Here is a 12,688-nt window from a genome sequence, read left to right as displayed (position 1 = left end):
AAGAAAGGTGGTTGCTATGGTTCCCAAAATGATCTTGAAAAATTACCCGATTCTTTTTATCGTCCCCGCAGTCATCCTCTATACGGTGTTTTCGGTCGTTCCGAGCTTTGTCGGTCTGGCAGCTGCATTTACGGATTGGTCGACGTTTTACCTATTGAAGCCGACGTACGTCGGACTGCAAAATTTCAAGGATTTGTTCGAATCGTCCGGGTTTCTCGGCGCAATCAGACACACCTTATTGTACACCGTGCTGCATACTGTTTTCGTCATTGCGCTCGGTTATGGCCTTGCCATCATTCTGAATAATCAGGTGAAGTTCAAAAATGCGTATCGGGTCATCATCTTCTCCCCGGTCGTCATCAATCCGCTCGTCATCTCCCTGGTATTCAGTGCTCTCTATAATCCCACCTACGGACCGATCAACACGTTCCTCCGGAAGGTCGGGCTCGGATCGCTCGCTCAAAACTGGCTGACGGAGCCGAAAATTGCGCTGTACTCCGTCATTATCATGGGCATCTGGGTCGGCTTGGGCTCGACGGTCGTGATTTTCCTCGCGGGTCTGCAATCCGTGTCCGCGGACTTCTACGAATCGGCTACGATCGACGGCGCAGGCGGGTTCAAAAAGTTCCGCTACATTACGCTGCCCTTGACGATGCATGCATTGACGATCAATACCTTGCTCGTGCTCATTTCCGGCTTGAACGTGTTCGGCGAAGTATACGGCTTGACCAACGGCGGACCGAACGGAGCGACCGAGGTGTTCGGCACATTCATCTTCGCCAACTTCTCGCAGGGCATGTACGGTTACGCCGCGGCGGCCGGTCTTGTATTCACGGTTGTGGTTAGTATCTCCAGCTTCACGCTTCTTGGCTTGTTTAAGAAAATGGAGGTCGAATACTAATGCAGCTGCTTAAGAGATGGAGGCTTACGCCGTCCAGGGCCATCCTGGAAATATTGATGATCGCCGTCGCCCTTTGTTACCTGATTCCCATCTGGATGGTGTTTTCCAACTCGCTTAAGGATTCGACGGGCGCGGGCCTCATGGGTTTGTCGCTGCCGTCCAAGCCGGTATGGGACAATTACGCGATCGTATTCAGAGAGTCCGATATCTTAAGAGGCTTGTATAACGGCCTGCTGCTCGGCTTGATCACGGTCGTATCCAATGTTGTCGTCGCTTCGATGTGCTCTTTTTACCTGGCCAGAATCAAGCGAAAGATTTCGACCTTCTTTTACAACTATTTTATCGCCGGCCTGATCGTTCCGGGCTCGATCATTCCGATCTACCTGGAAATGCGCATTCTTCACCTGAACAATACGTATATTGGTCTGGTCATGCTCTTCGTTACAGCCACGCTCCCTTTCGGTATTTTCCTGTTCACCGGGTTCATCAAGACGATTCCCCGCGAGATCGACGAAGCTGCGATTATCGACGGAAGCAATCCGTACCAGCTGTATTTCCGGATCGTCTTCCCGCTATTGAAGCCCGTAACGATTACGGTATCGATTTTCGTTTTTATCGCCGTTTGGAACAACGTTGCCTACTATCTGTACTTCTCCAAATCGACGCAATACCCGTTGCCGCTCAGCATCTACTCCTTCTTCGGGAAGTACAGCCAGAGCTGGAACCTGGTGTTCGCGGACATTCTGGTGGGCATCATTCCTTGTTTGATCCTGTTCATGTTCGCGCAGAAGTACATGGTGTCCGGCATTACCGCCGGCGCCGTCAAAGGCTAGATCGCAACGATTGTGGCAAAGCACCTGGCAACGGCCATTCCAAAAAAGAAGAGGAGAGGATTCGGCATGAACGTATTGGCGATCGGCGCGCATCCGGACGATATCGAGGTATTTTGCGCAGGAACGCTGCTGAAGTACAAGCAGCAAGGACACGACATTTTCATTGCGCTGACGACAAGCGGGAACATCGGGTCCAACGAGTACGACAGCCGGGAAGAGATCGCGCAGGTGAGGGAGCAGGAACAACTGGAGGCGGCCACGCTCCTCGGAGCCGAAGTGAAGTTCCTCCGGTTCGACGACCAGGGCCTGCAGGACACGCCGGAGACAAGGCGAGCCGTCATCAACGCGATTCGCTGGGCAAATCCGGACGTGATCCTGGTCAATTATCCCGGAGATCCGAGTACGGATCACGCCATCACCGGGAAAATCGTGAGCGAAGTCATCCTGTCGATTCCCGGCAAGCTGATACCTGCCGACGAGCCGCCGATCGCCAAAAATCCTTCGCTCTTTTATTACGGAACGCCGGTCGGCATCGGCTTTGAGCCGGAAGTTTACGTGGACATTACCGACGTGTTCGAGACGAAAAAAGAAGCGTTGGCGATGCACAGGAGCCAATATGCCTGGATGGACGTGTATCAAACCCACGGCTTGATCGACATCCTGGACATCACCGACAAGTTCAGAGGGCTGCAAGCGGGATTCGTTTATGCCGAAGGCTTTAGAGCTTTCCGGATTCACGGCTATATGCCGAACTTCAAATTACTTCCGTAAAGGTGGAGGGCTGCGGGCTATGAAACTGCAATATAGTATGGCTCACGAACCTTTGCTCGATCCGGCGACGAGAGACGCCTTAGCCGAACAGATGAAAGCGGCCGGCATTCAGAAAGTTTGGATCGCCGGATTTTACTCGGGCAAAATGGTCGATCCGGATGAATTGAAGGAAGCGAAGGCGTTCGCGGAATCGTACGGCTTCGAGGTCGGCTCGGTCACGATCCCGATCGGTCACCCGGGCAACGCGCTTAATCCGGACGACCCGGATCTGGACTTGGAGATTCCGAAAACCTGGCATTACCGGGTGGACAACCTGGGAGAGACGGTCTATTTCTGCGGGGCGATCGACCGCTGTCTGATCGAGGACAACGGAAAGGCCGCCAGTCTGCTGCGCGAGGCGGGATTCAAGGAAGTTTTCCTGGACGACGACCTGCGCGTCGGCAATTTCAACGAATTTATCGAAGGCTGCTATTGCGATGCCTGCCTGTCGGAATTCAACGGGCTGTACGATCGCTCGGAGACCCGGGAGTCGTTGATGGCGCAGCTGACGAAGAAGATCAACCCGGAGCTCGCGAAGGATTGGGTGGCCTTCCAATGCGACAAAATTACGGCGGTCATGGAAGCGACGGACCGAGAAGGCGTTCAAGCCGGCATTATGGTCATGCACTTCGGTGACGAGCGGCACGGGATCGACATCCCCGCCATTCGAGACCGCATCCCGGACGCGCTGTTTCGAGTCGGCGAGCTGCAATTCAACGACGGGAGCTTTACGAAGCCGTACGCCAAAGCGGAAGAAATGCTGGGCATCGCCTATCATCTCAATTTCCTGGACAAACGGCTCGCGCACAGCGAATCGACCATTTTCCCGCCGCGCTCTCTCAAGGAACACAACCTGGTGTACAAGGCGAAGATGGCGATCGCATCGGGACTGGAGAACGTCCTCTTCATGAGCGGGACATGGGTACTGGAAGAAAGCTACTGGAAAGCGATTGCGGATGCGCTTCCAGTGCTGCGGGAGCTGGATGCGGCGACTGCGGGCGCGGCAAGAAGCTATCCCGTGCACCTAGCTTACGGTACGCACGGCGCTTATGCGGAGCCGATCGTTCCGACAAGTCTGCCGGTGCTGGCGGGGCTGCCGGTCAAGCCGGTTCGCGCGGACCAGCGCAGCGAGGACGGACAGCTGCTGTTATTTTTCGGCGACTATGAACTGACTGCGGCGTGGGAGAAGAAGCTGTCTTCCTATCGCGAGGTGATCTTCGATCGGACGGCCGCGCTCAAAAACAAAGTGGCGCTGGACCGGTTGATGCCGGGAGCGGCGAATCTGAAGATCTGGGACTACAAGACGACGACGAGACCTACCGAGGAAGAGATCTTGTCGCTTCAACGGCGGATCGGCGAGGACGACGGGCAGTTTCCGCGAGTCGTAGATGGAAGCAACATCGGCTTGATCTGGCTCAAGGAGACCGGCAAGGTCATTTTGTATAACCTGCTTGAGACAGAAAACCGTGGAACGGTAAGGATCGCGGGCACGCAGCACGCGGTTTCGTTAAAGCCATTGTCCTTCGCCACGCTAGGCGGCGATGGCGCATGGACCGAATACGATACCCAGGTCGAACTCGGAGGCTGACGATGCAAAAAAAGGTATGGCAGTGGACGGGCTTGAACGAAGTGACGTCAACGACGGCCGAGCGCGGGCAGCCGGGCACGGGCGAAGCGGAGATCCGCATCGTGTCGATCGGCATTTGCGGTACCGACCTCCATATCATGAGCGGCCACGCCGGCTTCGGCGTGCCGCCGCTTCCGCTCGGCCATGAGCTCGCCGGCGTCGTAGAGCGGATCGGTCCGGGCGTGGACGGGTGGCAGCCGGGGGATCGCGTGTGCATCGATCCGCTGATCGGCTGCGGCGTCTGCCGCGAATGCCTGGCCGGCAGCAAGCACCGCTGCGCGCAGTCCGGCGAGATCGGGCTGCACTACCCAGGGGGCTGGCAGGAATATCTGGTCGCGCCGGCGGCGAATCTGTACCGGCTGCCGGATGCCGTCAGCTTCGAGGAGGCGACGCAAGCCGAGACGCTGCACTGCTGTCTGGGCGGCATCGATAAACTCGATATACGCTTGGGGTGCCATGCCGCCGTGATCGGGGACGGCCCGACAGGCTTATATTACGTGCAGCTGCTAAAAGCGGCCGGCGCGAGCAAGGTTACGCTGTTCGGCATGCGGGACGGCCGGCTTGAACTGGGGCGCAGGCTCGGCGCGGACGTCACGGTCAACTTGCGTTCGCCCGATGCGGCAGCGGCTGAACCGGAGGCGGCGGAGACGCAGGATATCGCGATCGACGCGGCGGGCAACGAAGCGTCGCTCAAGCTCTGCATCGACCTGTTGAAGCGGGGCGGTCAGCTGCTGCTGTTCGGGCTGCCCGGCCATCCGATCCTGGCGGACATTCAAGCGGTCGTACTGAAGGAATTGACGCTGTCGGGCTCGACCAACGCGCCGCAGGTATGGCCGCGCGTGCTAGAACTGATGGCTTCCGGCAGCGTGCAGGTGAAGCCGCTCCTTTCGCAGCGTTATCCGTTCGAGGAATTGGACCTGGCGATCGCATTCGCCCGGAACGAACCGGATGAAGCGGTTAAAATTATCGTCAGCCATTCATAAAGACTTAGGAGGAGCTGAACTGCCATGAAAATAACGGCGATCCATACCAAAATGATTAAAATTCCGTTCCACAAAGGCGAGAAATGGTCAGGCGGCACCCGGTACAGCGCGCCTTCGCTGATCGTGCAGATCGAGACGGACGAAGGCCTGATCGGCATCGGCGAGTCTGTCGGACCTACCATCCCGGTCATCCAGACCGTCGTGGACAAGGAATTCGCCCCGTTCCTCATCGGGCGCGATCCGATGGAGCTGGAGTCCATCCTTCACCGCCTGGAGGAGTATTGCGTCAACTGGAAGCAAATCGGCTACTACGGCATGGCCGGCGTGGAGATGGCGCTGCTCGATCTGCGCGGCAAAATCCTGAACACGCCGGTCTATAACCTGCTCGGCGGCAAGGTGAAGCAGGAGGTCGCCTTCTCCGGTTATATTTTCATCGACAAGCCGGAAAACAATGCCGAGGAAGCGCGCAGGTTCGCCGCTGCGGGCTATTCCGAATTGAAGCTGAAGGTCGGACGCGACATCGACCTGGATACGCAGCGCGTGAAGGCCGTGCGGGAAGCGGTCGGACCGAAGATGAAAATCCGCATCGACGCGAACCAGAACTGGAGCGTGCCGACCGCGATCAAGGCGATCCGCAAGATGGAGAAGTACGATTTGCAGATGGTGGAGCAGCCGACGCGTTATGACGACGTGGACGGCATGGCCGCCGTCGCCCGCGCCGTCGACGTGCCGATCATCGCAGACGAAGGCTGCGCCACCTACGAGGATGCGCTGCGATTGATCGACAAGCGTGCTTGCGCATGCTTTCTGGTGTACCCGTCCGAAGCCGGCGGCATCCTGAAGGCCAAGCAGATCGTCGATCTGGCCAACCACGCGGGCATCTGGTGCGTGACGGGCAGTTGGGCCGAGACCGGCATCGGCACGCTCGGCAACGTACACATGGTCGCTTCTTCGCGGAACTTCCCGTTCGCGAACGACACGCATCTGAAGTTCATGAAGGGCGATCTGCTTCGCGAGGAGCTCGTCTTCAACAACGGCGCCATCGCCGTGCCGGACCGTCCGGGCTTCGGCATCGATCTGGACATCACGAAGCTCGACCGCTTCGGCGAGAACTTCGAACGGGAAATGGTGTTCTACGATCCGCAGGATCCGCAGTTCCAGCCGCGCATCGGGCAGCTTTTGTAAGTGGTTCGCCCCGTCATTTTAAAATTGCTGGCCGTCTCCGTCTTGTGGGGCTGCAACTATGTGGCGAGCGCTTACCTGCTGCGGGAATTTTCGCCGATCCTGCTCGCTTTGTCCAGGCTCATCGTCACCTCGATGTTTCTGCTCGGCGTCGGATGGATGAGTCAAACGGTGAGGAAGCCGACCAGGCGCGAATGGATGTGGCTCGTATTGATCGGCTTGACCAGCTCCCTGATGTACCAGATCTTTTATTTTGTCGGACTGACGCATACCAGCGCTGGGAACGCGGCCTTGATCATCGCCTTGTCGCCGATCGCGACGACGTTTCTGGCGCGGGCTTTTCTCAAGGAAAAGGTGACCGGCTTAAAAATGGCGGGCGCGCTGACGGCGCTCGTCGGCGTTGCGGTCATCGTGCTTAACGGCGGCAAGGTCACGGGCGTCTCGCGCGGGGATTTCTTCATTCTGCTCGCGATGCTGACGCTGGCCGTAAGCGTATTGCTGATCCGCAAGGCGACGGAGACGATGAAGTCGATCGACGTCACGATTTATTCGACGCTTATCGGCACGGCGCTGTTGTTCCCGGCAGCGGGCGTCGAATGGGCGCAAGGCCATCTGCATGCCAGCGGCAGCCCGTTTACCTGGGCTACGCTGATCGTCGTCGCGTTGATCGCGCAAGGCTTGGCCGGCTTGTGGTGGAATCAGGGCATCTCCGTGGCTGGCGCTTCGACGAGCGCGATGTTCATGAACATTCCGCCGTTCGTGGCGATTCTGGTCGCTTATGTCGCCCTCGGCGATCCGATCATGCTGTCGCAGATCGCGGGCGGCGCGCTGATCGTCATCGGCGTTGCCGTATCCAACAAGAAGCGGGCAGACCGGGCGCTTCCCGCCAGTACGGTTACCTGAGGATAAGGAGGCAGACGGATATGAACAGAACGACTGACGATGAGGAGCCGCTGCGTTGGCATTCGCCGGACCGTGCTCCCTTTCGAATAGCCGGGTTTGCCTGGTGGGAGGCGGAGCGCAAGTATCGTCGCTTGCCTACCGTGGAGCCGGGCGCCATTCGCGAGATTCTGGACGAGTTGGCGGACAACACGTCGGGCGGACAGATTCGCTTTGCGACCGACGCCACCAGGCTGGTCATCAAGGCGAAGCTGTTCGCGCCGAACGTCGCGGAGCATATCGCCGCTACGGCGGTTAACGGCTTTGATTGTTATTTAGGCAAGCCAGGCTCGCAGCTCTACTATGGGACGACCCGGTTCGCCCACGACGCTGCCGAATACGAATACGTTTTTTTCAATAATGTGCAGCCCGAAACGCGGTATGTGACGCTTCATTTCCCGTTGTTCCAGGGCGTGCGCGACGTGCAAATCGGGACGAATGCGGATGCAGGCGTGTTTGAATTTCCGGCTTATGCCGCCAAGGACAAGATCGTTTTCTATGGAACGTCGATTACGCAGGGAGGCTGCGTCTCCAGGCCCGGCATGTCTTTTACGAACATTTTAAGCCGGCGCTTCGATATGGAATTTATCAATTTGGGCTTTTCGGGCAACGGCAAGGGCGATCCCGAGATCGCGCGGATGATCAACGACATTGATAATCCGGCGTGTATCGTCGTAGATTACGATGCCAACAACGTGCATGCGGACGATTTGATCCGTACGATGCCCGCATTCCTTCGCATTTTGCGCGGCAAGCATGCCGAGGTGCCGATACTCGTTTTATCGAGAATCCCTTACGGCTATGAGCACACGAATACCGCCTCCTATGAGGACCGGATCGTGAGAAGGGATTTTCAAAGGGATCTGGTGGGGTCCTTGAAGCGTGAAGGCGATCGCTTCATTCATTTCCATGATGGGGCCGACCTGCTCGGGGATATCTGGAACGAATGCACCGTTGACGGCGTTCATCCGACCGACCTCGGCCATATGCGGATCGCGGACGGCTTGACGCCGCTGCTTCGAGGGATCCTGCAAGGCGATTGAACCGTTATATAGACGAAGAAACGGGAGGCGGCAGCGATGACGGATCGGGCGGAGCTATTGTACGATGCTCGCAATACGTTAGGCGAAGGGCCGTGGTGGGATTCGGACAACGGATGGCTCTATTGGACGGACATTACGGATAAAAGGATCCACCGGCTGACGCCATACTCGGGGGAGCACCGCAGCGTCGTTATGACGCAGGAGGTCGGCGCATTCGTTCCCGCGCGGACAGGCGGCTTTATTTGCGCGATGCGGGACGGCCTCTATCGGTACGACCCGATCTCGACATCGGCCGTTCAGATCGTCGGGATCGAGACGGATCTGCCCGGCAACCGGTTCAACGACGGCAAGTGCGACGCCGCCGGGCGGTTCTGGGCGGGGACGATGGACGAGAAAGAGGAAGGCCCGACCGGCGCCCTGTATTGCCTGGAAGCGGATCTCAGCTGCCGCCGGGTGCTGACGGACATCACGATTTCCAACGGCCTCGCCTGGAGCGCCGATAACCGGACGATGTACTTCATCGATTCGACGACCCAGGAAGTCGTCGCGTTCGATTACGACCTGGGGACGGGAAGCCTCACAGCGCCAAGGACGGCTGTCCGCATCGGCGACGACGAGGGGCTTCCGGACGGGATGACGATCGATCGGGAAGGCATGCTCTGGATCGCGATCTGGGGCGGCGGCAAGGTGATCCGCTGCAATCCCGCGACCGGCGAGCGCCTGCAGACCGTCCTTGTCGCCGCTTCGCATGTGACCTCCTGCGCGTTCGGCGGCGAGCGGCTGGACGAACTGTATATCACGACGGCCAGACAGGGGCTCAGCGAGCGGCAATTGCTCGACGAGCCGAACGCCGGGGGCGTGTTTCGCTTCAAGACCGCTACGCAAGGTTTTGCGACAGTGCCTTTCGGCGCTTAGTGCCGTCTGAACGTTCTTGGCCCGGAGATCCGGCAACTTACCATTACATCAATCGGAGTGAAGTCCTATGCGCATGCAGACGATGCTTGCCCATTTCGGCGAAGAAACTGTTCACGGGGCGGTCGTGCCTCCTTTATATTTGAATTCTTTGTTTACGGCGAATTCATTTGACGAGATGAAGTCGGAAGCGCCGTACCGTTATTCGCGCATGGGCAATCCGACGACGGACATGCTGGAAAAAAAGCTGGCGGCGCTCGATAACGGGGAAGCCGCGAAAGTGTTCGCGTCCGGCATGGCAGCGGTCTCTACCGCGCTGCTTCATTTTTTGAAGCAGGGCGATCATGTGATCTGCAGCTACCCGATCTACGGCGGCACCTACGCCATGCTGTCCGGATGGATGGCGCGTTACGGCGTGACCTGCGATTTCGTGGACTTCCGCGACCTGGATAACATTCGCGGCGTCTTGAAGCCGAACACCCGCATGCTGTATACGGAAGGCTACTCCACGATGTTCATGGACGTCTTCGATCTTCGTGGCGCGATCGCCATCGCCAGGGAGCATGGGTTGGTGTCCGTCATCGACAATACCTGCGCGACTCCCGCGACGCTCAAGCCCCTGGATTGGGGCTTCGACGTCGTCGTCCATTCGTTGTCCAAATATTTGTCGGGTCACAGCGACCTGACCGGCGGCGTCGTCGTATCCAGTCAAGATACGATTCGCAAGCTGACTGCGATCGAGATCGGCGTGATCGGAGGCGCGCTTCCTCCATTTGACGCCTGGCTCGCCACTCGGGGGCTTCGCACGTTCGGACTGCGGATGAAGCAGCACGGCGAATCGGCCTTGCGCGTAGCTGCGCTGCTGGACGGTCATCCTCAGGTGGAGCGGGTGAACTACCCGCTGCTGCCCGGCCATCCCCAGCATGAGCTCGCCGTCTCCCAGATGAGCGGGCCGACGGGACTGCTCAGCTTCGAGCTGCGCGGGGGAGAACCGGCGGTACGCAAGTTCGTAGATAGCCTTCATTGGTTCAAGATCGGCGTCAGCTGGGGAGGCTTCGAGAGCCTCGTCTATGCGACGGCGATCGGCTGGCAGCGGGACGAGGTCGCCGGGACCGAATACGAGAGCAGGGTCGACAAGCTGGTGCGTCTATCCATCGGCCTGGAGGACGCGGAGGATTTGCTGGAGGACGTGGAGCAGGCGTTGGCGCAGCTTTAACGGCCTCGGCGTATTCGAGAACTAGAAGGAAAGGACCGGCGACTGCTGTATGAAAAGAATTGCTCTGGTCAATTTTTCGACCGTCGACTATACGATTGAAGAAAATATACTGCGCCAAGCCGGCTGCGAAGTGGATATTTACGACGGCGTCGCGACCGCGGACTTGACGGAGACAGTGAAGGACGCCGAGGTGCTGGTCGTTCAGCTGCAGCAAGTGACGGAAGCGCTGCTGGCGCGCATGCCCAGCTTGAAGCTGATCGCCCGGGAAGGGATCGGCCTGGACAGCATCCCGGTGGAGGCTGCGAGCAAGCGCGGGATTACCGTCATGAACGTGCCGGACTATTGCCTGGAGGAAGTGGCCGTCCATGCCGTCAGCCTGCTGCTCGCGTCGCACCGCAAGCTGTTCCCCGCCTCTATGCTCGTTCGCGGAGGGCAATGGACGCGCATGCCGGAGCTTAAGCCGATCTTCGCCTTGTCGGAGCTGACGCTCGGCTTGATCGGGATGGGACGCATCGGCGCGCAAGTCATCGCCCGCATGCGGGGCTTCGGCTGCCGGATTATCGTGAGCGATCCGTACTTGAGCCGGGCCAACGTCCCCGAAGGCGTCGAGCTCGTATCGCTGGACGAATTGCTCGCGCAATCGGATCTGATCTCGCTGCACTGTCCGTACGTAGAGGAAACGAAGCACATCATTAACCGGCACAACATCGCCAAGATGGAAAAGAAGCCGGTGCTGATCAACGTCTCGCGCGGACCGCTCATTCATGAAGGCGATTTGCTGGAAGCGTTGAACCGGGGGGATATTTCGTTTGCGGGACTGGACGTCCTGACCGAAGAGCCGCCTGCCGACGATCATCCGCTGCTGCATCATCCCCGAGCGATCGTCACCAACCATATCGCCTGGTACTCCGAGCAATCCGAAGCGCGGCTGCGGAACCTGACTTCGGCGCGCATCATCGATTTTCTCGAGGGACGGGCGATTCCGAACGTCGTGAACAAAAAGGATCTGTAACGGAGAGGCTGTGTCGCCTCGGCTGGGGACCTTGATACGAAAATAGCGCAATTTTGCGCTATAGCGGGCGACGCGTGTACGGTGGGCGAGCGATTGGCGTGCATGCAAGCTGGAATAGCGCAATTTTGCGCTATAGTGGGCGACGCGTGAGCGGCGGACGAGCGAGTGGCGAGCATGCAAGCTGGAATAGCGCAATTTTGCGCTTAGTGGATGACGCGTGAGCGGAGGGCCAGAGAGTGAAGCCCATACGCATACAAATCGACTGGCAAACGGGATGAAGCAGGAAATGTCTCTGCTCCATCCCGTTTGCGTTTCGCGGGCGCCGTTTCTTACTCGTCCACCATCCGGTTCGTGAGCGAGCCCAGCTTTTCGATCTCGATCGTGACGATATCCCCATGCTTCAGGTACACGCGCTCTTCTTTGGGGAGGCCGAGGACGACGCCTTCGGGAGTTCCAGTCAGAATCACGTCCCCCGGATACAGGGTCATATGCTGGGAAACGTAGCTGACGATCTCGTCGCACGGGAAGATCATGTCCGAGGTGTTGGAGTTCTGCCGAACTTCGCCGTTGACGATGGATCTCATGGCCAGCGCATTCGGATCGCCGACTTCTTCGGCCGTGACCAGGTAAGGGCCTAGCGGGCTGAACTTGTCGAGCGATTTGCCGAGCAGCCATTGTTGCGTCCGCATCTGCAAATCTCTCGCCGACAGATCGTTGACGCAGCAGTAGCCGAATACATAGTCCAGCGCTTCGTCTTTGCTGACGTACTTGGCGTCCCGGCCGATAACGATCGCCAGTTCCGCTTCGTAGTCGACCTCGCTCGTCACGCGGTTCGGTAGCGGGATATCGTCGCCATGGGCGGCCAGCGTGTTGCTGAACTTGTTGAAAAGGATCGGATATTCCGGGATCGGCGCGTTCGATTCCTCGGCATGCTTGCGATAATTCAAGCCGATGCAGATGATTTTGCCCGGATCCGTTACGCATGGGCCGTAGCGGGCATCGCTCTCCTGCAGCAGGTAGGCTTGCGGTCCTGCCGGGAGCTGGCCCAGATAACGTTCGACCGCTGCGACCGCTTCTTTTCCGCCGCGGATCAAGTCCATCGCGTCCGTCGGCACGCCTTGCGCCGGCACGGCTTCCAGCGCTTTGCGCAGGTGTACGATTTCTTCCCCTCTGAGAACGCCTAACGCGAGCTCAAGGTCTTCCCTGATCGTTACGAATTTCATCTTCTAA

Annotated in this window: 12 protein-coding genes; 11 read left to right on the top strand and 1 reads right to left on the bottom strand. The window is 58.5% G+C overall.

Annotated features, from left to right (window positions below):
* Nucleotides 1-16: 16 nt before the first annotated feature.
* The 11 genes from KB449_RS20440 (at nucleotide 17) to KB449_RS20390 (ending at nucleotide 11,458) form a co-directional block, all read left to right on the top strand.
* Nucleotides 17-901, top strand: coding sequence for a carbohydrate ABC transporter permease (locus KB449_RS20440; RefSeq protein WP_282910128.1), 885 nt, complete (start codon nucleotides 17-19; stop codon nucleotides 899-901).
* Entirely contained in the window at nucleotides 901-1,734 is an 834-nt protein-coding gene (locus KB449_RS20435; protein ID WP_282910127.1) for a carbohydrate ABC transporter permease, read from the top strand. Before KB449_RS20440 ends, KB449_RS20435 begins: the two co-directional genes overlap by 1 nt.
* Before the next feature lie 66 nt (nucleotides 1,735-1,800).
* On the top strand, nucleotides 1,801-2,505 hold the full coding sequence (locus KB449_RS20430) for a PIG-L deacetylase family protein (RefSeq protein WP_282910126.1): 705 nt from the start codon (nucleotides 1,801-1,803) through the stop codon (nucleotides 2,503-2,505).
* Nucleotides 2,506-2,524: 19 nt separating this feature from the next.
* Complete coding sequence (locus KB449_RS20425) at nucleotides 2,525-4,132, top strand: hypothetical protein (RefSeq protein WP_282910125.1); 1,608 nt, start codon at nucleotides 2,525-2,527, stop codon at nucleotides 4,130-4,132.
* A 2-nt stretch (nucleotides 4,133-4,134) separates the two neighbouring features.
* Entirely contained in the window at nucleotides 4,135-5,154 is a 1,020-nt protein-coding gene (locus tag KB449_RS20420) for a zinc-dependent alcohol dehydrogenase (RefSeq protein WP_282910124.1), read from the top strand.
* A gap of 24 nt (nucleotides 5,155-5,178) precedes the next feature.
* The gene (locus KB449_RS20415; protein ID WP_282910123.1) at nucleotides 5,179-6,339 is read left to right on the top strand and encodes a mandelate racemase/muconate lactonizing enzyme family protein; all 1,161 of its coding nucleotides are present in this window, start codon (nucleotides 5,179-5,181) and stop codon (nucleotides 6,337-6,339) included.
* The gene (locus KB449_RS20410) at nucleotides 6,340-7,239 is read left to right on the top strand and encodes a DMT family transporter (RefSeq protein ID WP_282910122.1); all 900 of its coding nucleotides are present in this window, start codon (nucleotides 6,340-6,342) and stop codon (nucleotides 7,237-7,239) included.
* A gap of 20 nt (nucleotides 7,240-7,259) precedes the next feature.
* Entirely contained in the window at nucleotides 7,260-8,318 is a 1,059-nt protein-coding gene (locus KB449_RS20405) for an SGNH/GDSL hydrolase family protein (RefSeq protein WP_282910121.1), read from the top strand.
* 36 nt (nucleotides 8,319-8,354) lie between these two features.
* Nucleotides 8,355-9,233: an SMP-30/gluconolactonase/LRE family protein gene (locus tag KB449_RS20400; protein ID WP_282910120.1), complete on the top strand. Its 879-nt coding sequence runs from the start codon at nucleotides 8,355-8,357 to the stop codon at nucleotides 9,231-9,233.
* A 67-nt stretch (nucleotides 9,234-9,300) separates the two neighbouring features.
* Nucleotides 9,301-10,446, top strand: coding sequence for a trans-sulfuration enzyme family protein (locus tag KB449_RS20395; RefSeq protein ID WP_282910119.1), 1,146 nt, complete (start codon nucleotides 9,301-9,303; stop codon nucleotides 10,444-10,446).
* Nucleotides 10,447-10,495: 49 nt separating this feature from the next.
* Nucleotides 10,496-11,458 (top strand): C-terminal binding protein, encoded by a 963-nt coding sequence (locus KB449_RS20390; RefSeq protein WP_282910118.1) that lies wholly within the window; start codon nucleotides 10,496-10,498, stop codon nucleotides 11,456-11,458.
* A gap of 329 nt (nucleotides 11,459-11,787) precedes the next feature.
* Here the strand turns inward: KB449_RS20390 and KB449_RS20385 are convergent, their stop codons facing one another.
* Nucleotides 11,788-12,681, bottom strand: a complete 894-nt coding sequence (locus tag KB449_RS20385; RefSeq protein WP_282910117.1) for a fumarylacetoacetate hydrolase family protein — start codon at nucleotides 12,679-12,681, stop codon at nucleotides 11,788-11,790.
* Between the last annotated feature and the right edge of the window lie 7 nt (nucleotides 12,682-12,688).

Origin of the sequence: Cohnella hashimotonis (genome assembly GCF_030014955.1) — a bacterium.
GTDB lineage: Bacteria > Bacillota > Bacilli > Paenibacillales > Paenibacillaceae > Cohnella > Cohnella hashimotonis.
Note: the sequence above shows the minus strand (reverse complement) of the source record. Positions and strands in the feature narration are given on the sequence as shown.